Source organism: Sphingomonas sp. BL-S-25, assembly GCF_055521555.1.
The window spans coordinates 1,933,583-1,955,000 of the sequence record NZ_CM145486.1; the positions used below are offsets into that span (position 1 = coordinate 1,933,583).

Sequence of the window (21,418 nt, forward strand, 5' to 3'; positions counted from 1 at the left end):
CTCGTTCAGGGATGCCCAGGCGATGCGGCGTCATGCCCCGCGCTTCCCGATGGTGCTCCATCCGATCGCCAGTCACGCGGTAACCCATGCTATATCCGGCATGATCCCGACGCGCACGCGCTTTTGACACGCCAGAAACCGGTGTCATAAGATAGCGCTAGCAGAGACTGGGAGAGGATATGGCACGGCTTACGCGACGCGAGACACTTGCGGCGGGACTCGCGGCTCCGGTGATCGCGGTTCCGGGCGCGGCGTTTGCAGCACCGGCCGATGCTCTCCCGGCGGGGGCGAACGTGCCCGACTGGAAGCGCGGTTTCGACAATCAGCGGATCGCCGATCTCGGCAATGGCAGCTTCCTCAATCCGCTGATGGCGGGCGACCATCCCGATCCGACCATCCTCAAGGATGGCGCGGACTATTACATGACCTTCTCGACTTTCGATTCCTATCCCGGGCTGGTCATCTGGCACTCGCGCGACCTGGTGAACTGGCAGCCGGTGACCGCCGCGCTGCAGAAGAATATCGGATCGGTCTGGGCGCCGGAACTCTGCAAGCACAAGGGCCGCTATTATCTCTACGTGCCGGTCAAGGCGTCGCCCAATACCAGCTATGTGCTGTGGGCCGACCGGATCGAGGGGCCGTGGAGCGAGCCGATCGATCTGCATCTGCCCGACCATATCGATCCCGGCCATGCGGTCGGCGAGGACGGCTCGCGCTGGCTGTTCCTGTCGGGGGGCGACCGGATCCGCCTGGCCGATGACGGGCTGAGCACGGTCGGCAAGGTCGAGCATGTCTATGACCCGTGGCGCTATCCGTCCGATTGGGTGGTCGAGGGCTTCTCGCCCGAGGGGCCCAAGATCCTGCGCCGCGGTGAGTATTTCTATCTGATCACCGCGGTGGGCGGGACGGCCGGTCCGCCCACCGGCCATATGGTGATCGTGGCGCGGTCGAAATCGATCCACGGTCCGTGGCAGGATTGCCCCGCCAACCCGATCGTGCGGACGACCGACCTTCGCGAGAAATGGTGGTCGCGCGGCCATGCAACGCTGGTCGAGGGTCCCGACGGCAGCTGGTGGTCGGTCTATCACGGCTATGAGAATGGCTATTGGACGCTCGGGCGCCAGGCGCTGCTCGATCCGGTCGAATGGACGAAGGATGGCTGGTTCCGGATGACCGGGGGCGATCTGTCCAGGCCGATCCGCAAGCCGCGTGGCGGCAGCGCCGTGACGCACGGCATGGCGCTGTCCGATGACTTCTCGACGCTCGACCTGGGTCGCAAATGGAATTTCTTCCAGCCGCGTCCCGACGAGGCAAAGCGCGCGCGGGTCGAGGGCAACACGCTGATCCTCGATGCGGCGGGCAAGGCGCCGGTCGATTCCTCGCCGCTGCTGCTGATCGCCGGGGACCAGGCCTATCGCTTCGAATGCGATATCGAGATCGAGCCGGACGGGGTCGCCGGGCTGGTGCTGTTCTACGATCGTCAGCTCTATTGCGGGCTCGGCTTCGACGAGCGGCGCTTCGTCACGCATCAATATGGCATCGAGCGCGGGCGGCCGGCCAATCCGCATGGTCGCCAGATGCGGATGCGCGTGACCAACGACCGCCACATCGTCACCTATGACACCAGCAGCGATGGCGGCCGGACCTGGCGCCGCTTCGATCGCGGGATGGAGGTGTCGGGCTATCATCACAATGTCCGCGGCGGCTTCCTGATGCTGCGCCCTGGGCTCTATTCGGCCGGCAAGGGCCGTGCCCGGTTCCGCAACTTCACCTTCCGGGCGCTCTGAAGGCAGAGCGACCCGGAAGGCGTCCGACCGGTCAGAAGTCGAAGGTTGCGCTCATCCACAGGCGTCGCGGCTCCTGAAGATTGGCATATTCGGACGCATAGGCAGTTGCCGCGCCGTTGCGATAGGGCAGATAGCCGACGAAGTCGGTATCGAGCAGATTGTAGATCGCCGCGCTCAACCGCACGTTGGGCGTGACGTCGTAACTGCCGCCGAGGTGAAACAAGGCATAGCCCTTGTAATCGCCGAGCGCGGTCTGCTCGACCCCGACCCCGCGATAGCGGCTCGACCGGATCTCGCTGCGCAGCCACGTGCTGAGACCCTGGGCGGGGCGCCAGCGCAGATTGCCGTTGATCATATGCGTCGGCGTGTTGACCAGCGGCTGGCCCGCTTGCGCGCCGCTCTTCTGCTCGCTCTCGGTATAGGTGTAGTTGACGCCGAGCGAGAGATTGGCGGCGAACTCGATCCGTGCCGACGCTTCCAGGCCGCGGGTCACCGCTTCGTCGACATTGATCGACTGGGCATAGAGATCGACCAGCGGGAAATTGCCGACATCGACGCAGCCAGGGCGATCGGGCGCCGCGGCGAAGCTGCAATTCGGCACGCCGATCCCGGTGGCGATCTTGTTGGTGAAGTCATTGTTGAACAGCGTGACGTGCCCGACACGGGGCCGGCGTCGAAATACAGGCCCAGCTCGTAGCTGGTGCTGATCTCGGGCTTCAGCCCCGGCGTGCCGATCGACGGGCGGGTGCCCTGGCCGGTGAAGCCGGTGATGCCGGGCGTGATCTGGTCGAGGCGCGGCGTCTTGAATCCGCGGCTGACGCCGCCCTTCACCGTCAGCGCCTCGGTCACGTTCCACACCGCATAGGCGCGCGGCGACAGCTTCCCGCCGAAGGTCTCGTGATGGTCATAGCGTGCGCCCAGTGTCAGGCGCAGCGTATCGGCCAGCCTGATCTCGCCTTCGCCGAACAGCGCCCATTGGACGAACTCATAAGGCGCGACGGCGACCCCATCGATCATCTCCGCCTTCCAATACTGGCCGCCCAGCGTCAGCATGACCGGGTCCAGCGGCACCACCGCGCGGCTGTCGAGGATGGTGTTGGTCGCCTTCAGGTCGCGCGGATCGCCCGCAACCTTGCCCGGGGTGCCGGGCGGGATGGTGCGGCCGAACGTCTCGGTGACGTTGCGGGTCAGCGTCGTGTCGATCGTCGCGAACCCGGCGCGCCAGCTGTGCGCCAGCACATAATTGTCGCGGTTGAACTTCAGCTCGGGACCATAGCCGCCCTGGACCGTTCCGGTGCCCAGCTGCGAGGCGCTGTTGTCGTACCATTGACGGGCGATATCGACCTCGGCCCAGATATCGTGATCGGCATGCGGCGTCGCCGAGATGCGCCCGCCCAGCGTGTAGATATCGGCCTCGACCGGGCTGGGCCCGCGCTTGCTGACCTCGACCGGATCGCCCGACGCATCGTCATAGCTCAGGTCGGACGCCTCGCGCTTGAAATAGCTGCCGCGTAGCGTCAGCCCGACCAGATTCGGGACCAGCGGACCCTGGAGATAGGCATTTCCGGAATATTGGTTGCCGAAGTCGCCATCGCTCTGGATCGTCGCTTCGGCAGTGCCGGTGCCGATCCAGCGATCGCCGACCTTGCGGGTGATCAGGTTCACCACGCCACCCATCGCGTCCGACCCGTAAAGGGTCGACATCGGGCCGCGCACGACCTCGATCCGCTCGATCGCGGAGAAGGGCGGCAGGAAGCCGCTCGAGGTTTCGTTGAAACCGTTGGGCGTGACGTTGCCGGGCGCGTTCTGGCGGCGGCCATCGACCAGCACCAGCGTGTAATCGGCCGGCATGCCGCGGATCGAGATGGTCATCCCGCCGGTCTTGCCGACGCTCTGACCGACATCGACACCCTCGACGTCCCCCAGCGCCTCAGCCAGGCTGCCGAAGCGTTTCTCCTGCAGGTCCTGGCGACGGATGACGGTCACGCTGGCGGGCGCGTTCTCGATCTTCTGTTCGAACCCGGCGGCGGTCACGACGATCGTGTCCTGCGCCTCGCCCTCGGGCTCGCCGGTCTGCGCGGTCTGGGCCGTAGCGGGCATTGCCAGCGCGATGGCGAGGGCGAGTGACGCGGTGCCGGTTGCCAGCCGTCGGTTGCGCATTAGTGTATAGGCCTGCATCATTCCCCCGATATTGAGAGCCATTAGCAATGTCGGGCGGCGCAGTGGCGATTGGCCGGGTGCGGGTCAATCGGTGGACAGGCTTTTCGAGGCAGGAGACATGCTTTGTTACAATTCGCTCAGGCCGGGGGACCACCCGCTCCCGCCGCCCAGTCGGAGCCGGACGATGCGCCGGTCCAGCGGCCCGGCGGGCCGAGCCATGTCGTTGTGGTCGAGGACGACGCGGCGCTGCGCACGCTGCTGACACGCCTGTTGCGCGAGGCCGGCTACGAGACGACCGGCGTCGGCGACGGATCCGAGCTGGAACAGGCGATGACCGACCGTGCGGTCGACCTGGTCCTGCTCGACATCATGCTGCCGGGCCTGTCGGGGCTGGAGTTGTGCCGCCGCATTCGCGAGCGCAGCCGGGTGCCGGTGATCATGGTCAGCGCGCGCGGCCAGGAAGCCGATCGGGTCGCCGGCCTCGATCTGGGCGCCGACGACTATATCGCGAAGCCGTTCGGACGGTCGGAACTGCTCGCCCGGGTGCGCGCGGTGCTCCGCCGGACGGGAGAGGCGCATGTCCCGCTGGACGTGCCGCCGCCCGACCAGCGGCTGGCATTCGCCGGTTGGGAATATCGGCCGCGAATGCGCGAGCTGATCTCTCCTGCGGGGGTCGAGGTCTCGCTGACCGGGGCCGAGCATGAGCTGCTCCTGACCCTGTTGCGTCAGCCCCAGCGGATGATCGGGCGCGAACGGCTGCTCGAACTCACCCGGTCGCGCATCGGTCCTCCCAGCGATCGCAGTATCGACGTGCTGATCAGCCGGCTGCGGCGCAAGATCGGCGACGGCAGGCGGGCGGTGCCGATCATCCGCACGGTGCGCGGCGTGGGCTATATGTTCGCCGCGGACGTGACGATCGCCGGCGTGTGAGCCCGCGCCGGCCGCCCGGCATGGTCGCGCGCATCGCTTTGGTGCTTCTGTGTGCGCTGGGGCTCGAACTGGCCGGCAATCTGGTGCTGCACCGGATCGAGATGCGCCTGTTGGTGTCGCGGGATGACAGCCGCGTGATCGCTGCGCAGCTGGTCGAGGCCGAACGGGTGGCGGCTGGCATTCCGCAGGCGGCGCGGGCGGCTCGGATGCGGGCCTTGTCCCGGCCGGGGCTGGCGCTCAATTGGGTGCCGGCGACGGTGATCACCGATTTCAGCCCGTCGCTCGAGCCGCTGGCAGCGATGCGCGCGCGGTTGGCCGGCGCTGCGCCGCGGCTTGACGGCGATCGGTTGCGGCTCAGCCTTCTGCCGTCGCCGGTCCAGGGGCGGCGCGACCTGATCGGGGCGCTCGCGCTTGCAGACGGGACCTTCGTGACGTTCCGCGTCACCCCGTTCCTGGGCGCGCCGCTGCCGCTGGTCACGATCGTCGCGTTCCACCTGCTGCTGATGGCGCTGGTGCTGGGTGTCGCGCTTGCCATGGTCCGCGCGCTGGTCCGCCCGCTGCGCACGCTGGCCGAGGCGGCGGATGCGACCGGACGGGGGCGGCTGGGACGGATCGAACCCGAAGGGCCGGACGAGGTCCGACGGGTCGCGATCGCGTTCGATGCGATGCAGACCAGGCTGCTGCGCATGATGGAGGATCATGCGCAGGCGCTGGTCGCGGTGTCGCACGACCTGCGCACGCCGATTCAGCGGCTGAAACTTCGCGCGTCGCTGCTCGGCGACGACGAGGCGCAGCAGACGATCGTGGACGACCTGGCCGAGATGGAGCGGTTCATCGATTCGACGCTCGCCTATGTTCGCAGCGGCGAGGAAGAGCCGGTCCGTCTGATCGATCTCTCCGCGCTGCTGGCAACCGTGGTGGACGATGCCGGGGATGCGGGGGCCGATATCCGCTTCGACGGCCCGGATGCGCTCGATCTGCCGGGTCGGCCGCTCGCGACTCGGCGGATGATCGACAATCTGGTCGGCAACGCCGCCCGTCACGCCTCGCGCACCGCGGTGACCCTGAGCGTGCGAGGGGATCGCGCGATCATCTGCGTCGATGATGATGGCCCCGGTATCCCTGTCGAGCGCCGCGCGGAGGCGCTGCTGCCGTTCCACCGGCTCGATCCGGCGCGGGGGTCGGCGTCGAGCGGGGGCGCGGGACTCGGGCTGCCGTCTGCCCTGCGCTCCGCGCAGGCGCTTGGCGGAACCCTGGAGCTGGACGAGGCGCCGATGGGCGGGTTGCGGGTGCGGATCGATCTGCCGTTGGCCGGACCGGTCAGTCCGGCGCCTCTTCCCGGCCCAGCACATGCATCCGCTCGAGCCAGCGCAGGCGATGCGCCTCGTCCCCCTCGACATTCCCGACGATCGAATGGGTCACCGGCTTGATCCCGACGAACTTCAGGATGTTGCGCTCGAAACTCTTGAGGCTGTGGGCGCGGTAGAAGAAGCGATAGAACAGGGCCGGCATCCCCATCGTCACGACGATGCGCGCCGACTTGCCCTTCAGCATCGGCTTCGGGCTTGGCCCGGTGCCCATGGCGAAGCCGGGGCGGGCGACCTGTTCGAGAAAGCCCTTGAGGAGCGCCGGCATGTCGCCCAGCCAGAGCGGGTAGAAGAACAGGATATGCTCCGCCCACTCGATGTCGGCCTGCGCCGCAGCGATCGGCGGTGGCGGCGCATCGCCTTCCCAGGCGGCACGGCTCGATACCAGGTCGAAGGACAGGCGCGCCAGGTCGATCCGCCGCACCTCGCGCGCGCCCTCCGCGGCGCCGGCCTGATAGGCATCGGCCAGCGCATGGACGAAGCGCGCCGGATCGGGGTCCGGATGCGCGTCGACGATCAGGATCCGGTGCGCGGTCACGCCTGCTTCCTTCAATGCGCCAGGAACAGCGGCACGGGGCTGTCGGCGAGCATGTCGCGGGTGACCCCGCCGAACATCGCCTCGACCAGCCGGTTGCCGCCGAACCCGCCCATGACGAGATAATCGGCGCGCAGCGCATCGATCTCGGCCAGCAGCGTTTCGGTCACCCGCTCGTGCCGGGTCGGCAGCGGCAGTATCGTCGTGCGGATGCCGTGGCGATGGAGATAGACCGCAGCTTCCTGTACCGGCACGCCCTCCCGATGGTCGCCGATCTCGACCAGCGTGACCTGCGTCGCATGGATCAGCAGCGGCACCGCGCAGCGCAGCGCTGCCTCCGCGCCGGTCGAGCCGTCCCAGGCGATCAGCGCATGGCCGTGCAGCGCCAGCTCGCGACAGGCGGGCGGGACGGCCAGGACCGGCTTGCCCGTCTGGACGACCACGTCGCGCACCAGGCCGCGCATTGGCAGCCCCAGATCCGTATCGATCCGCGGGCTCAGCACGATCACGTCCGCCATCGCGCTTGCATCGCGCAGTGCCGAATCGAGTGTCGAGGTGATGTCGATCCAGTCATAGGAAATGTCCTGCGCCACCAGCCGCGCCTCGGTCCGCCGTCGATTGTCCTCCTCGCACGCCTGCGCATCGGCCAGCAGCGCGACCGTGCCGCCGGCGAACACCAGATCGTCCGCCGGCACCGGCAACGGGGTGACATCGACGCAGCGCAGATGTCCGTCGAGCGCGCGCGTCAGGTCGAGCGCCGCCTGCAGCCGCGCTTCCTGACCGGCATCGTCATGGATCAGCACCAGGATATTCTTCATCTCGACCTCCGCGGCGCGGGCTTGTTGTACGATCGTACAGCGCGCCTGGTGCCAAGCTTGCCGCGAGCGTCCAATGGCGCCTTGATCGCCATCAAGCTCAGGCCGCCAGCCGTGCGAGCTCGCCCGGCCGTTCGACGGTGAAGCTGCGCAGGCTGGGCAGGGCGATCACGCCGCTGCGCGCGAACAGGTGCATCTTGCGGCTGACGGTCTCGATCGTCAGGCCCAGGACGTCGGCGATCTGCTGGCGCGACAGCGGCAGCGGCACCGGCTCGCCGGGGTCGGCGCCATTGGCCTCGGCGGTCTCCAGCAACAGGCTCGCGACGCGCTCGCCCGCAGACTTGCGCCCGAGCAGCAGCATCCAGCGCCGCGCACGGTCGAGATCCTTGAAGGTGCGCACCAGCAGCGCCTGCTGGAGATCGGGCACCTCGCCCGCCAGCGCCTCGAACCGAGTGCGGCTGAAGGTGCAGATGGTGCTGTCCGCGATCGCGGTGACGCTATGCTCCATGTCGGCGGAAAAGGGGCGGCCGATGAAATCGCCGGGAAAGGCGAGACCCAGCGTCTGTTCGCGCCCGTCCTCGAGCGAGGCGGTCAGCTTGAGCAGGCCGGTACGGACGATGCCCACGACGTCCGCCGACTCGCTTTCCCACAACAGGGTGCTGCCGGCGCGCAGCCGCTCGGTATGCGACAGGGTATTGAGCTTGCGCAGCGCGCCCACGTCGATCTGCCCGCACAGCGCGATGCGCCGGATCTCGCAGTCGGCGCAGCGGTCGGGCAGGGTCTCGGCCGCGCGCGCCATCGTTCCGCCTGTCTCGCATCCCATTGTCATGCTCCCGCCTGCGGAGCGCCGTCCCCGGCCCCGCCTCGATCCCCGACCTAGGGGCCGGTCCGATTGCGCGATTTGACCGCGATCAAAGAAAGGCGAGTTGTCAGCGTCCACCCCGCGAGCCTGATCTGGACGAGGCGGGAAGATGGACGACATCGGGACAAGAGGGGTGGGGCTGGCGGTGATCGCGGTCGCCTGCCTGATCGCGGCGGCGGCAGCAGCCGACTGGGGCTTCAGCGTGCACATGCTGATCAGCGCGGCGGCATCGGCGCTCGCCGCCTTCGCCGTCATGGGCAAGATCGGCCGCGCCGAGCCCGCCGCCGCGGTCCAGGCGTCGGAATATTATGACGACGTCATCCGCTGGGGCGTGATCGCAACGGTGTTCTGGGGGCTGGTCGGCTTCCTGGTCGGGATCGTCATCGCATCGCAGCTTGCCTTCCCGCTGCTCAACCTGAATTTCGACTTCACCACCTTCGGCCGGCTGCGGCCGTTGCATACCTCGGGGGTGATCTTCGCCTTTGGCGGCAATGCGCTGATCGCGACGAGCTTCTATGTCGTGCAGCGCACCTGCCGCGCCCGGCTGTTCGCGCCCGGCCTCGCCCGGTTCGTGTTCTGGGGCTACCAGCTGTTCATCGTGCTGGCCGCCAGCGGCTATCTTATGGGCATCACCGCGGGCCGCGAATATGCCGAGCCCGAATGGTATGTCGACATTTGGCTGACCATCGTCTGGGTCGCCTATCTGATCGTCTTCGGCGGGACGATCGTGAAGCGGTCCGAACCGCATATCTACGTCGCCAACTGGTTCTATCTCGGCTTCATCATCACCGTGGCGATGCTGCACCTGGTGAACAACCTGTCGCTGCCGGTGTCCTGGGTCGGGTCCAAATCCTATTCCGCCTTTGCCGGCGTGCAGGATGCGCTGACCCAGTGGTGGTACGGCCATAACGCGGTCGGCTTCTTCCTGACCGCCGGTTTCCTGGGCATGATGTATTACTTCGTGCCGAAGCAGGCCGAGCGGCCGATCTACAGCTACCGGCTGTCGATCATCCACTTCTGGTCGCTGATCTTCCTCTATATCTGGGCGGGTCCGCACCACCTCCACTACACGGCGCTGCCCGACTGGGCGCAGACGCTGGGCATGGTGTTCTCGGTCATGCTGTGGATGCCCAGCTGGGGCGGCATGATCAACGGCCTGATGACCCTGAACGGGGCATGGGACAAGATCCGCACAGACCCGATCATCCGCATGATGGTCTTCGCGCTCGCCTTTTACGGGATGAGCACCTTCGAAGGCCCGATGATGTCGATCAAGAGCGTCAACTCGCTCAGCCACTATACCGATTGGACGATCGGCCATGTCCATTCCGGCGCGCTCGGCTGGAACGGGATGATCACCTTCGGCGCGATCTACTTCCTGGCGCCGCGGCTGTGGGGCCGCACCCGGCTCTATTCGCTGCGCATGGTCAACTGGCACTTCTGGTGCGCGACTTTGGGCATCGTCCTCTACGCCGCGTCGATGTGGGTCGCCGGCATCATGCAGGGCCTGATGTGGCGCGAATATGGGGCCGACGGCTATCTGGTCTACGCCTTCTCCGAAGTCGTCGCGGCGATGCACCCCTATTACCTGATCCGCACCGCGGGGGGGCTGCTCTACTTCATCGGCGCCGTCTTCATGGCCTGGAACATCTGGATGACCATCCTCGGCCGCGTGCGCGACGAGGCGCCGATGTCCTCCCCGACCTTCGACCCGGCGCGCGACCGCCCGCTGGTGCCGGCAACCGCTCGCTAAGGGGGCAGTCATGGGTTTTCTCAGCAACCACAAGAAGATCGAGCGCAACGTCACCCTGCTCGGCGCGCTCGCGCTGGTGACGGTGATGATCGGCGGCATCGTCGAGATCGCGCCGCTGTTCTGGATCGACTCGACGGTGAAGCCGGTGGAGGGCGTGCGGCCCTACACCCCGCTCGAGCTGGCCGGGCGCAACATCTATATCCGCGAGGGCTGCTACAGCTGCCACAGCCAGATGATCCGCCCGTTCCGTGACGAGGTCGAACGCTATGGCCATTACAGCCTGGCGGCGGAGAGCATGTACGACCACCCGTTCCAATGGGGGTCGAAGCGCACCGGGCCGGACCTGGCGCGGGTGGGCGGGCGCTATTCGGACGAATGGCATGCGCAGCACCTGAAGGATCCGCGCGCGGTGGTGCCCGAATCGATCATGCCGCCCTATGCCTTTCTGGCGGAGCGCGACCTGAACGCGACCGACATGGCCGCCCATCTGAGGGCGCAGCGCGGCGTCGGCGTTCCCTATAGCGACGAGGATGTCGAAAAGGCGTCGGCCGACCTGCTGACCCAGGCCGGCATGGGCGATGGTGACAAGGCCGATCTGGAGCGCCGCTATCCCAAGGCCCAGTCGCGCGACTTCGACGGCGATCCGTCGCGCCTGACCGAGATGGACGCGATGGTCGCCTATCTCCAGTCGCTGGGCACCCAGGTCGATTTCGGCAAGGCGCGGGCACGGGAGCAGGCGAAGTGACCTACGACCTGATCCGCCATTTCGCCGACAGTTGGGGGCTGGTCGCGATGACCGCGATGTTCGTCGGGTTCGTCGGCTGGACCTTCCGTCCCGGCGCGCATCGTCACCACCACAATGCAGCCCACAGCATCCTGGAAGAGGGGGAGCGTCACGATGGCTGACGACAAACGGATCGACGACGCGACCGGAACCCGGTTCGTCGGTCATGAATGGGACGGAATCGAGGAACTCGATACGCCGATGCCGCGCTGGTGGCTGTGGACCTTCTACGCCACGATCGTCTTCGCGATCGGCTATTGCATCGCCTATCCGGCCTGGCCGCTGATCGACCGCGCGACCGCGGGCGTGCTCGGCTGGAGCAGCACCGGAGAGCTCGACCGCGAGATGTCGGCCGAGGCCGCGCGCCGCGCGCCGGTCTTGGCCGAGCTGGCGCGCACCCCGATCGACCAGTTGCCGGGCAATCCGCGGCTGATGGGAATCGCGGTCGAGGGCGGGCGCGCCGCATTCAAGGTGAACTGCGTCCAGTGCCATGGATCGGGCGCCGCGGGCAGCCCGGGCTATCCCAATCTGAACGACGACGACTGGCTGTGGGGCGGCGACATCGCTGCGATCGAACAGACGATCCGCCACGGCATCCGCCAGCCGGGCGACGACGCCACCCGCATGTCGCAGATGCCCGCCTTCGGCCGTGACGGCATCCTCGACCGCAACCAGATCGACGATGTCGTATCGCATGTCCGCCGCATCTCCGGCCAGGAGAAGCCGAGCGCATCGGCGCAGCGCGGCGCGGCGCTGTTCGAGGCGAATTGCGCGGTGTGCCACGGCGATGCCGGCCAGGGCAGCCGCGCGGTCGGCGCGCCGCGGCTCAACGACGCGATCTGGCTCTATGGCGGCGACCGCGACAGCATCGCCGAGAGCGTGCGCAACGCCCATTACGGCATCATGCCGGCCTGGGCCGGCCGCCTCGACGACGTGACGATCAAGATGCTGGCCGCCTATGTCCATTCGCTGGGCGGGGGCGAGGCCAGTCCGTCACCTGCCGCCGAGGCACCGGCGACGGAAGGCGGTGCGCCCGCATCCGCCGCGACGCCCAGCCCGACCCCGGTCGCCACGGCTCCGGCACCAGCGGGGAAATGACGTGGCGAACGCCGCCCCCTTCCGCCTGTTCGAGGCGCGGCGGAATATCTTCCCGCGCCGTGTCGACGGGACGTTCCGCCGCCTGAAATGGGCGATCATGGCGGTGACGCTCGCCATCTATTACGTCACGCCCTGGCTGCGCTGGGACCGCGGACCCTGGGCGCCCGACCAGGCGGTGCTGGTCGATCTCGCGCATCGCCGCTTCTACATGTTCTCGATCGAGATCTGGCCGCACGAATTCTATTATGTGGCCGGGCTTCTGATCATGGCGGGGATCGGCCTGTTCCTCGTCACCTCCGCAGTGGGGCGGGCCTGGTGCGGCTATGCCTGTCCCCAGACAGTGTGGACCGACCTGTTCCTCCATGTCGAGCGCGCGATAGAGGGCGACCGCAATGCCCAGATCCGGCTGCAGAATGCGCCGCTGGGTCTCGAGAAGATCGCCAAGCGCGGCAGCAAATGGGCGATCTGGCTGGCAATCTCGGTTGCGACCGGCGGCGCCTGGATCTTCTATTTCGCGGATGCGCCGACGCTGATGCGCGACCTGTTTGCCGGGCAGGCACCGTTCGTCGCCTATGCCACGGTCGGGGTGCTGACCTGCACCACCTTCGTGCTGGGCGGGTTCCTGCGCGAACAGGTGTGCATCTATATGTGTCCCTGGCCGCGCATCCAGGGGGCGATGCTCGACGAGAGGTCGCTGGTCGTCACCTACAAGGCGTGGCGCGGCGAGCCCCGCACCCGCGGGCTGAAGCGCGCACTGGCCCAAGAGGGCGAGGTCGCGCCGATCGCGACCGGCGACTGTATCGACTGCAATGCCTGTGTCGCGGTGTGCCCGACCGGCATCGACATCCGCGACGGGGCGCAGGTCGGCTGCATCACCTGCGCTTTGTGCATCGACGCTTGCGACCAGGTGATGGCGAAGATCGACCGCCCGCCGCGGCTGATCGGCTACACCACCATCGCCGACGAGAAGCTGGCGCGCGAGGGCAAGCCGACGATTTCGCCGCTGCGACGGCTGATGCGGCCGCGCACCTTGCTCTATTCGGCCGCCTGGGTCGCGATCGGGCTGGCGATGTTGTTCGCGCTGGGCGCGCGCACGCGGCTGGACCTGAGCGTCCAGCAGGCACGCAACCCGGTCTGGGTCCGCCTGTCCGACGGCGCGATCCGCAACAGCTACACGATCAAGATCCGCAACATGGAAGCCCGGCCGCGCCGCGTCGAGATCGCGCTGGACGGGTTCGACGGTGTGATGTGGACCGAGGCCGGCAGCCGCGAGGCCGGCGCCAGGTCGGTACAGGTCGAGGTCGGTGCGGACCAGGTCGCCAAGGTCCCGCTGTTCGTCGCGGCTCCGGCCGCCGGCGATGCGCGGTCCCCGCTGCGCTTCACCGTGCGCGGGCTCGACCGCGACGGCGGCGGCGACAGCGACGATTCCTATTTCGAACGCCCGGAGGTCCGGCAATGACGCGTCGCTTCACCGGCTGGCACATGGCCGGCATCATGATCGCCTTCTTCGCCGTCGTGATCGCGGTGAACCTCTATATGGCGACCCAGGCGTCGCGAACCTTTGGCGGGCTGGTCGCGGATAATGGCTATGTCGCCAGCCGCCAGTTCAACGACTGGCTGGCGGCTGCCCGGGTGCAGGATGCGGCGGGCTGGCGCATCGCCTCGCAGCTTGACGGCAGCGGCCGGGTCGAGGCGCGGATCGAGCGCGGCAGCGACGCAGTGTCCGGCGCCAGGGTGACTGCGGTCGCCAGCCATCCGCTCGGCCGGTTGCCGGCGCAGCGGCTGACCTTCGTGGGCGAGGGGGCGGGGCGGTATCGCAGCGCGGATGCCCTCCCGGCCGGTCGCTGGCAGATCCGGTTCGAGGTGCAGGCAGGGGGCCAGACCGCGCGGTTCGAAGAGGAGGTGCGGCGATGACCGCAGCCACGCTCGATCCGGCCGACACGCTGCGGTCCGAATTCGCGGTCGAGGGGCTGCGCTGCGCCAATTGCATCGCCAAGCTGGAACATGGCCTGGCATCGGTGCCGGGTGTCCGCGGAGCGCGGGTGAACTTCACCACCCGGCGGGTCGCGATCCGTCACGGCGCCGAACTTGAACCCGATGATCTGTGCGAGGCGATGCGCCGGATCGGGTTCGAGGCGCACCCCTTCGCCGGGACCGACGCCGTGCAGGACAAGCGCGAGAGCCGCGCGCTGATGCTGGCACTGGCGGTGGCGGGCTTCGCCTCGATGAACGTGATGCTGTTGTCGGTGTCGGTGTGGTCGGGGGCGGAGGGGCCGACGCGTGACCTGTTCCATTGGCTGTCGGCGCTGATCGCGATCCCCGCGATCGCCTATGCCGGCCGTAGCTTCTTCATCAGCGCGTGGCGCGCGCTGCGGCTCGGTCGGACGAACATGGACGTGCCGATCGCGATCGGCGTCGTGCTGACCACCGCGATGAGCCTGTACGAGACCGCGACCGGTGGGCCGCACGCCTATTTCGACGGCGCGATCATGCTGCTGTTCTTCCTGCTGGCCGGGCGCTTCCTCGACAGCGTGATGCGCGCGCGGGCGCAGGACGGCGTCGCCCAGCTGCTGCGACTGGTGCCGAAGGAGGTGATGCTGATCGCGCCCGATGGCAGCCTGCGCAGCCATTCCGCCGCGCTGGTCGAGCCGGGAATGCGGGTGCTGGTCGCGGCGGGCGAGCGGATCGGGGTCGATGGCATCGTCCAGTCGGGGTGCAGCAGCGTCGACCGCGCACTGGTCACCGGCGAGAGCGCGCCCGAACCGGTCGAACCGGGCGGGCGGGTGCTGGCGGGAACGATCAACCTGACCGCGCCGCTGACACTGCGTGCGACCGCGGCCGGTCCGGACACGGTGATCGCCGATATCGCCCGGCTGATGGAAAGCGCCGGCCAGTCGCGGTCGCGCTATGTCCGCATCGCCGACCGCGCCTCACGGCTGTACGCCCCCGCGGTGCACAGCCTGGCGGCGCTGAGCTTTCTCGGCTGGCTTCTGGCGGGCGCCGGGGTGCACCAGTCGGCGATGATCGCCATCGCGGTGCTGATCATCACCTGTCCCTGTGCCCTGGGGCTGGCGGTACCGATCGCGCAGGTCGTCGCCTCGGGTGCGCTGATGCGCGCGGGCATCCTGATCAAGGACGGATCCGCGCTCGAGCGGCTGGCCGAGGTCGACGAGGTGCTGCTCGACAAGACCGGCACGGTGACCCTGGGCAGCCTGACCTCCGTCGAGGGCATGCCGGCAGCGCCCGGCGAAGCGGCGCTGCTGCTGGCGCTCGCCCAGGCCAGCCGCCATCCGCTGAGCGTGGCGCTGGCCCGAAGCTTTGGTGAGCGCGAGGTGACGCCTGCTCTGATCGACGAGGTCGAGGAGATGCCGGGGCTCGGTATCCGCGCGCGGTGGGACGGGCGCGAGGTTCGGCTGGGCCGTGACGATTGGGCGCGGGAGATCGCCTCCGCGACTCCCGTGGCCGCCGCTGGCACGCTTGCCGGATGCACGCTGGCGATCGAGGGCGGCGCGGTCCATCGCATCGGTTTCGCCGACAGGCTGCGGCCCGATGCGGTGGAAGCGGTCGCCCGGCTGAAGGCGCAGGGTCTGCCGGCGATGCTGGTTTCCGGGGACAGCGCCGTGGTCGTCGCCGAGGCGAGCCGGCGGCTGGGCATTCTCGGACTGCCGCGCACCTCGCCGGCCGGCAAGCATGAGACGATCGAACGGTTGGAGCGTGGCGGACACCGGGTGCTGATGGTCGGCGACGGGCTGAACGACGGTCCGGCGCTGAAGGCGGCGCACGCGTCGATGGCGCCGGCTTCGGCCAGCGATGTCGGCCAGCTTGCCGCGGATCTGCTCTTCTTCGGCGACCGCCTCGCCCCCGTGCCGATTGCGGTGGCGGCGGCGCGCCGGACGATGCGGGTCGTTCGCCAGAATTTCGCGATCGCGATCGGTTATAATGTCCTGGCGGTGCCGCTGGCGATCGCCGGGCTGGTCACTCCGCTGATCGCCGCGCTGGCGATGTCGGGATCGTCGCTGATCGTGGTCGCTAACGCGCTGCGCCTCAGAGGCGCCGCGAGATGAATGGGGTCGCGCTGCTGATCCCCATCGCGCTGGCCCTTGGGTTGCTTGGCCTAGCCAGCTTCTTCTGGGCGGCGAGGTCGGGCCAGTTCGAGGATCTCGACGGCGCTGCCTTGCGCATCCTGATCGACGAGGCGCCCGAGAACGGAGAGTGAGGCCCGGACGGAGCAGATGAAAAAAGGGGCCGGTCTCGCGACCGGCCCCTTTTTCATTGCGGTGCTTGCTTCAGAAGCGGAAGCCGATGCCTGCGCCGATCACCAACGGATCGATATGGGCGCGCACCTTCTGCGTCCCGATGGCGGCGGTGCGCAGCGTCACGTCGCTGTCCATGTCGATATATTTGATGTCGAGGTTCAGGAAGGTCCGCGGTCCAATCGCCACATCGACGCCCGCCTGCGCCGCCCAGCCGAAGCTGTCCGACATTCCGACCCGGGTCGCGCCGACCGCATCGGTCAGCCCCTTCGACGCCTTCTCGTTATAGAAGATCGTGTAGTTCAGCCCGGCGCCGACATAGGGGCGGACCTTGCCCTTGGGGTTGAAGTGATATTGCACCGTCAGCGTCGGGGGCAGCACCCAGGTCGAGGCGAGATCGCCGATCGCGCCGGTCGTGCCGGTCCGGCCCGACGCGGTGTGCTTGGTTGTCGCCGCGATCAGCTCGAACCCGATATGGTCGGTCGCCATCCAGGTGACGTCGACCTCGGGCATGACCGCCGCGTCGATCGCCAGCTTCTCGCCCGGAAAGGTCGGGGTGATGCCGCTCGACCGCTCATTTGGAACGACCGCGATCGCGCGGACACGCACCAGCACGTCGCCGGCGGACACGCCCTCGCTGTCCTGCGCCCATGCCGGCGCGACGGCGGCCGCGGACGCGGCCAGCGCGAGGAAGAGGATCGATCTGTTCATGGCTTCTGCCTCCTTGTTGACGAGGCCGGGCTAGGCCCGCCGCAAGCTGCCCGCCTTGCGCGCGCTCAAGCCGCGATTTGACCGCGATCAAGGGGCGCGGATCACGCGCGCGGCATGGAATGCGCATGTGGCGCTATCATCCAGACCTGCTCGCGACCCCGGTCCCCCGCTATACGAGCTTCCCGACCGCGGCCGAGTTCACCGACGCGGTCGGCCCCGCCGATTTCGAGGCAGCGCTGGCCGGCGTGCGCGAGGGCGAGGCGATCTCGCTCTATCTCCACATCCCCTATTGCCGCGAGCTGTGCTGGTATTGCGGATGCAACACCGGCGCCGCCAATCGCAGCGCGCGGCTGGCCGCCTATCTCCAGCGCCTTGGCGAGGAGATCGACCAGGTCGCCCGCGCGCTCGACGGGCGGGCCAGGGTCGAGCGGATTGCGCTGGGCGGGGGCAGCCCCAATGCGATCTCGCCGCAGCAATTCAACGCGCTGATGCGCCGGGTGCGCTCGGCATTCGCGGCGACCGATGCGATCGTCTCGATCGAGATCGATCCGCGCGGCTTCGATCGCGAATGGGCCGAGGCGCTGAACTGGCAGGGCGTGCGCCGCGCCAGCCTGGGCGTGCAGACCTTCGTGCCGCGGATCCAGGCAGCGATCGGCCGGGTCCAGCCGCTGGAGGACGTCGTCGCCACCGTCGGCCTGCTGCGCGAGGCGGGGATCGACTCGCTCAATTTCGACCTGATGTACGGGCTTCCCGGGCAGAAACCGGGTGACCTGGACGAAACGCTGACCCAGGCGATCGGGCTGCGGCCCGAGCGGCTGGCGGTGTTCGGCTATGCCCATGTGCCGCACCTGATCCCGCGCCAGCGCCAGATCGACGCCAGCGCACTGCCCGATGCGGAGGCGCGCTTCCTTCAGGCGGGGCTGGGCCATGCCCGGCTGAAGACCGCCGGCTATCGCCCGATCGGCTTCGATCACTTCGCGCTGCCGCAGGATGCGATTGCCGAGGCGGCGCGGACCGGGCGGCTGCGGCGCAATTTTCAGGGCTTTACCGAGGACCCGGCCGAGATCCTGATCGGCCTCGGCGCCTCGTCGATCAGCGCCTTTCCCGGCGCGTTGCTGCAGAACGAGAAGAATAGCGGGCGCTATCATCTGCAGATCGGCAATGGCCGGTTCGCCACGGCGCGCGGCCTCATCCGGTCGACACTGGATCAGCGGCGCGGCCGGGCGATCGAATCATTGCTGTGCAATGGAAGTGCCGACCTGTCGGGCCTGCCCGAGCTGCTCGAGATTCGCAGCCGGATGCTGAGGTTCGAGGATCGCGGGCTGGTAGCCTGGGAAGGAAGCCGGGTGCGGATCCCCGACGAGGCGCTGCCCTATGCGCGCAGCATCGCGGCGACGATCGACCCCTATCGCGCGCCGTCGCCGACGCGTTTCAGCAGCGCAATCTGAGATGCGGCTGGCGCTGCTCCCGGTCATGGCGGCGGCGCTGGCGCTGGGCCAGGCCGCGCCGTTGCTCGCCGCCGACACGCCCGGGCTGATGATGACGACCTGCCTCGGTGAGCGGATTCCGCTGCCGGGGCAGGACCCGCCGACCCGGCGCAGCCCATGCCCCGATGCCTGTCATGCGCTGTGCGACCGAAAGCTGCGGCAGCGCAGGACAGGCTGATCGGGCGGCGATCAGGCGATGTGCACCGCCTTGGTCGTCAGGTGCGCGGCGATCCCCTCGGGACCGTCCTCCGATCCGAAGCCGCTGTCCTTCATCCCGCCGAATGGTGCGTCGGGCCAGGTCAGGCGCGTGGCGTTGATCGAGACCATGCCCGCCTCGATCGCGTCGGCGAGCAGGTTCTGCCGCCGGGCATTCTCGGTGAAGCAATAGGCGGCAAGGCCGAAGGGCAGACGGTTGGCCTGGCCGATCGCTTCCTCGATCGTGCCGAACGGGCGCATCAGCGCCAGCGGGCCGAACGGTTCCTCGTTCATCGCGCGCGCCTCCAGCGGGACATCGGCGATGACGGTGGGCTCGAAGAAAAAGCCCTTGCCCTCGACCACGCTGCCGCCGGCCAGCACGCGGGCGCCGGCCGAACGGGCATCATCGATCAGCTCGCCGATCGCCTCGGGCCGGCGCGGATTGGCCAGCGGGCCCATCTGCACGCCCGATTCCAGACCGCTGCCCAGCTTCACCTTGCGCGTGCGTTCGGCAAAACCCTGGGCAAAGGCTTCATAGATGCCGTCCTGGACATAGAAGCGGGTGGGGGCGACGCAGACCTGGCCGGCATTGCGGAACTTGTGGGTGACGAGCGTGTCGAGCGTGCGCTCGAGATCGCAATCGTCGAACACCAGCACCGGCCCGTGGCCGCCCAGCTCCATCGTCGTCTTCATCATCGAATCGGCGGCGAGGCGGGCGAGATGCTTGCCGACCGGGACCGATCCGGTGAAGCTCAGCTTGCGGGTCACCGGCGAGGCGAGCAGGTGGCGTGAGACCATGTCGGGTACGCCGAAGACGATCTGGGCGACGTCGCCTGGGAGTCCGGCGTCCTGGAAGCACTTCAGGATGGCGACGGCGCTGCCCGGCGTCTCTTCGCTGGGTTTCAGGATGACCGAGCAGCCTGCGGCGATCGCCGGGGAGATCTTGCGCACCACGTTCAGCAGCGGAAAGTTCCAGGCACAAAAGGCGGCGACCGGACCGACCGGCTGATGCAGCACCAGCGAGCGCATGCCCGCCGGACGCGGCAGGACGCGGCCATAGATGCGCACCGTCTCGCCCGCCTGGAATTCGAGCATCGCCGCGGCGGCCAGGCCTTCGCCCTTGGCCTCGGCAAGGATCTTGCCCTGTTCGCGGGTCGCAATCTCGGCGAGCGTATCGATCCGCTCTCTGATCAGTGCGGCGGTGCGCAGCAGGATCGTCGCGCGCGCCTCGGGTGCGGTCTGGCGCCAGCTGCGAAAGCCGCGATCGGCCGCTTCGAGCGCGCGGTCGAGATCGGCGGCAGCGGCAAGCGGCAGGTCGCCGAGCGAGTCGCCGGTGGCGGGGTCGAGCACCGCCATCGTCTCGCGGCCGGCGGCGCCGATCCATTCGCCGTCGATATAGAGCCCCAGCTCGGGATATGCCGTCATGTCTTACTCCAGATCCGTTCAGAGGATGCCGCCCGCCGGGCAGATGCAGCGCTCAATATGGGGACGGATGCGAGCAAACCACCCCCGCGAAACGCGTTCAGGCCCAGCCGGCGCGTTTCGACGTCTTGCCGATGCCCGGGTTGAGCTGATTGGCGGGATCGAGCCGGCGATAATGCGCCGCGAGGCTGTCGGGCGCGGCATAGAGATGGCCGAAATTATGCTCTGCCGGATATTGCGCGCCGCGCGCATCGAGCAAAGCGAGCATCCGCGCCTTCACCGCCTCGGGATCGGCGCCCTTGCGCACCAGATAGTCCTGGTGGAACACGTGGCAGAGGAAATGGCCATAATAGAGCGGCTGGACGATATCGGCGGCGATTTCGGGCGGCAGCGTCTCGAACCATTGGGTGTCGTTGCGCGGCAAGGCGATGTCGAGCGCGACGATATCGGAGACCGACTCGGCGTGAAGCTCGCGGTAGCGGACCGCCGCGCCGGCGGCGGCGAAGCGATGCTGGAAGGCGGCGGCGCCCTCCTTCGCGGTGCATTCGAACCAGTCGTTGCCCTCGCGGCCCAGCATATCGAGATGTTGGCGCAGCGCTTCGGCGCCCTGGCCGCTGACCTTGATCATCAGATGATGCTCGAATCGATCGCGCCACTGGCGCAGCCGTGCGGGTAGCGGGCTGGGGACCAGCGCAGCGACGCGCTGGGCGACCCGGTCGCTCAGGCCGGCGCGCAGGCCCAGACGCGATCCGATCCGGTCGATCCAGCGCTTGGCGGCGAACAGGCGCGGCAGCCGCGCGGTTCCGAGGAGCTCGAGCGCGAGATACATGTCCTTGCCATAGAGCGCGGCGATGTCGAACGCCGAGCGGTGGAGATACTCCGCGGCGATCGGCAGCTCGGCGTCGCTTGCGAGGATCGCGCGGCGCAATCGGGTGAAGCCTGCGGGATCGTTGGTGCCGGCATAGAAGGTGCGAGTGCCCTGCTCCTGCGGAAACGTGTCGAGGCGGACGGCGAACACCACCAGCCGGCCTGCGCTGCCCGATGCGCCATGGAGACAGCGCGGATCGGCGTTGAAGCGGGCGGCCCCGGGCGAATCGGTGTCGCGGACATGCGACTCATAGTCGCGGTCGGACGCCCGGCGATCCACCGGCCAGTCGATCGCGTCGGGTGCGATCTCGCCGCCGTCGAGCTGCCCCAGCGCGGATTCGGGATCGGGGTCGAGCGCGATGCCGAGCTCATTGACCAGCCGCAGCGTGCCG

General features: G+C 68.3%; 21 protein-coding genes and 1 riboswitch (1 of these 22 only partly in view). Of the genes, 13 read left to right on the plus strand and 8 right to left on the minus strand.

What is annotated here, in order from left to right:
- Positions 1-6 precede the first annotated feature (6 nt).
- Positions 7-86: riboswitch (ZMP/ZTP riboswitch) on the minus strand.
- A gap of 93 nt (positions 87-179) precedes the next feature.
- Positions 180-1,787, plus strand: coding sequence for a family 43 glycosylhydrolase (locus ACZ1H8_RS09345; RefSeq protein ID WP_465181029.1), 1,608 nt, complete (start codon positions 180-182; stop codon positions 1,785-1,787).
- Between the two features lie 31 nt (positions 1,788-1,818).
- Here the strand turns inward: ACZ1H8_RS09345 and ACZ1H8_RS09350 are convergent, their stop codons facing one another.
- Together ACZ1H8_RS09350 and ACZ1H8_RS09355 are read right to left on the minus strand one after the other, a co-directional pair.
- Positions 1,819-2,388: a TonB-dependent receptor domain-containing protein gene (locus ACZ1H8_RS09350; protein WP_465181030.1), complete on the minus strand. Its 570-nt coding sequence runs from the start codon at positions 2,386-2,388 to the stop codon at positions 1,819-1,821.
- Complete coding sequence (locus ACZ1H8_RS09355) at positions 2,277-3,989, minus strand: TonB-dependent receptor domain-containing protein (RefSeq protein ID WP_465181031.1); 1,713 nt, start codon at positions 3,987-3,989, stop codon at positions 2,277-2,279. Before ACZ1H8_RS09355 ends, ACZ1H8_RS09350 begins: the two co-directional genes overlap by 112 nt.
- Before the next feature lie 183 nt (positions 3,990-4,172).
- On the opposite strand from ACZ1H8_RS09355, the gene ACZ1H8_RS09360 reads away from it, so the two are divergent.
- Entirely contained in the window at positions 4,173-4,877 is a 705-nt protein-coding gene (locus ACZ1H8_RS09360; protein ID WP_465181374.1) for a response regulator transcription factor, read from the plus strand.
- 20 nt (positions 4,878-4,897) lie between these two features.
- Positions 4,898-6,307, plus strand: a complete 1,410-nt coding sequence (locus tag ACZ1H8_RS09365; RefSeq protein ID WP_465181032.1) for an ATP-binding protein — start codon at positions 4,898-4,900, stop codon at positions 6,305-6,307.
- Here the strand turns inward: ACZ1H8_RS09365 and ACZ1H8_RS09370 are convergent.
- The 3 genes from ACZ1H8_RS09370 to ACZ1H8_RS09380 all read right to left on the minus strand — a co-directional run bounded on the left by ACZ1H8_RS09370 (position 6,198) and on the right by ACZ1H8_RS09380 (position 8,393).
- A complete protein-coding gene (locus tag ACZ1H8_RS09370; RefSeq protein WP_465181033.1) occupies positions 6,198-6,782 on the minus strand; it encodes an NAD(P)H-dependent oxidoreductase in 585 nt (194 codons plus the stop codon). The two genes, ACZ1H8_RS09365 and ACZ1H8_RS09370, sit on opposite strands and share 110 nt — an antisense overlap.
- An 11-nt stretch (positions 6,783-6,793) precedes the next feature.
- The gene (locus ACZ1H8_RS09375) at positions 6,794-7,597 is read right to left on the minus strand and encodes a universal stress protein (protein WP_465181034.1); all 804 of its coding nucleotides are present in this window, start codon (positions 7,595-7,597) and stop codon (positions 6,794-6,796) included.
- Positions 7,598-7,694: 97 nt separating this feature from the next.
- Complete coding sequence (locus tag ACZ1H8_RS09380; protein ID WP_465181035.1) at positions 7,695-8,393, minus strand: Crp/Fnr family transcriptional regulator; 699 nt, start codon at positions 8,391-8,393, stop codon at positions 7,695-7,697.
- Between the two features lie 172 nt (positions 8,394-8,565).
- Between ACZ1H8_RS09380 and ccoN the strand changes: the two genes are divergently transcribed.
- The 8 genes from ccoN to ccoS are packed head-to-tail and all read left to right on the plus strand — an operon-like array spanning position 8,566 to position 16,307.
- Entirely contained in the window at positions 8,566-10,209 is a 1,644-nt protein-coding gene (ccoN, locus tag ACZ1H8_RS09385; RefSeq protein WP_465181036.1) for a cytochrome-c oxidase, cbb3-type subunit I, read from the plus strand.
- 10 nt (positions 10,210-10,219) lie between these two features.
- A complete protein-coding gene (gene ccoO / locus ACZ1H8_RS09390; protein ID WP_465181037.1) occupies positions 10,220-10,954 on the plus strand; it encodes a cytochrome-c oxidase, cbb3-type subunit II in 735 nt (244 codons plus the stop codon).
- Positions 10,951-11,115, plus strand: a complete 165-nt coding sequence (locus ACZ1H8_RS09395; protein ID WP_110150700.1) for a cbb3-type cytochrome c oxidase subunit 3 — start codon at positions 10,951-10,953, stop codon at positions 11,113-11,115. The genes ccoO and ACZ1H8_RS09395 overlap by 4 nt, the downstream gene beginning before the upstream one ends.
- Positions 11,108-12,091: a cytochrome-c oxidase, cbb3-type subunit III gene (ccoP, locus tag ACZ1H8_RS09400; RefSeq protein ID WP_465181038.1), complete on the plus strand. Its 984-nt coding sequence runs from the start codon at positions 11,108-11,110 to the stop codon at positions 12,089-12,091. Before ACZ1H8_RS09395 ends, ccoP begins: the two co-directional genes overlap by 8 nt.
- A gap of 1 nt (position 12,092) precedes the next feature.
- A complete protein-coding gene (ccoG, locus tag ACZ1H8_RS09405; RefSeq protein ID WP_465181039.1) occupies positions 12,093-13,550 on the plus strand; it encodes a cytochrome c oxidase accessory protein CcoG in 1,458 nt (485 codons plus the stop codon).
- Positions 13,547-14,005, plus strand: coding sequence for a FixH family protein (locus tag ACZ1H8_RS09410; RefSeq protein ID WP_465181040.1), 459 nt, complete (start codon positions 13,547-13,549; stop codon positions 14,003-14,005). The genes ccoG and ACZ1H8_RS09410 overlap by 4 nt, the downstream gene beginning before the upstream one ends.
- Positions 14,002-16,155, plus strand: a complete 2,154-nt coding sequence (locus ACZ1H8_RS09415) for a heavy metal translocating P-type ATPase (protein ID WP_465181041.1) — start codon at positions 14,002-14,004, stop codon at positions 16,153-16,155. The genes ACZ1H8_RS09410 and ACZ1H8_RS09415 overlap by 4 nt, the downstream gene beginning before the upstream one ends.
- Complete coding sequence (ccoS, locus tag ACZ1H8_RS09420; protein WP_465181042.1) at positions 16,152-16,307, plus strand: cbb3-type cytochrome oxidase assembly protein CcoS; 156 nt, start codon at positions 16,152-16,154, stop codon at positions 16,305-16,307. The genes ACZ1H8_RS09415 and ccoS overlap by 4 nt, the downstream gene beginning before the upstream one ends.
- A gap of 70 nt (positions 16,308-16,377) precedes the next feature.
- Here the strand turns inward: ccoS and ACZ1H8_RS09425 are convergent, their stop codons facing one another.
- On the minus strand, positions 16,378-17,055 hold the full coding sequence (locus ACZ1H8_RS09425; protein WP_465181043.1) for an OmpW/AlkL family protein: 678 nt from the start codon (positions 17,053-17,055) through the stop codon (positions 16,378-16,380).
- 125 nt (positions 17,056-17,180) lie between these two features.
- On the opposite strand from ACZ1H8_RS09425, the gene hemN reads away from it, so the two are divergent.
- Together hemN and ACZ1H8_RS09435 are read left to right on the plus strand one after the other, a co-directional pair.
- Positions 17,181-18,503, plus strand: a complete 1,323-nt coding sequence (hemN, locus tag ACZ1H8_RS09430) for an oxygen-independent coproporphyrinogen III oxidase (RefSeq protein WP_465181044.1) — start codon at positions 17,181-17,183, stop codon at positions 18,501-18,503.
- A gap of 1 nt (position 18,504) precedes the next feature.
- Positions 18,505-18,720 carry a hypothetical protein gene (locus ACZ1H8_RS09435; RefSeq protein WP_465181045.1) on the plus strand — a complete coding sequence of 72 codons (216 nt, stop codon included), beginning with the start codon at positions 18,505-18,507 and terminating at the stop codon, positions 18,718-18,720.
- An 11-nt stretch (positions 18,721-18,731) separates the two neighbouring features.
- Here ACZ1H8_RS09435 and ACZ1H8_RS09440 read toward each other — a convergent pair whose 3' ends face one another.
- Together ACZ1H8_RS09440 and dld are read right to left on the minus strand one after the other, a co-directional pair.
- Entirely contained in the window at positions 18,732-20,162 is a 1,431-nt protein-coding gene (locus tag ACZ1H8_RS09440; RefSeq protein WP_465181046.1) for an NAD-dependent succinate-semialdehyde dehydrogenase, read from the minus strand.
- Between the two features lie 97 nt (positions 20,163-20,259).
- Positions 20,260-21,418, minus strand: partial view of a D-lactate dehydrogenase gene (dld, locus tag ACZ1H8_RS09445; RefSeq protein WP_465181047.1) — the 3' portion only. 542 nt of this gene lie beyond the right edge of the window; the window shows 1,159 of its 1,701 coding nt (coding positions 543-1,701); the start codon falls outside the window, past its right edge — the gene reads right to left on this strand; its stop codon occupies positions 20,260-20,262.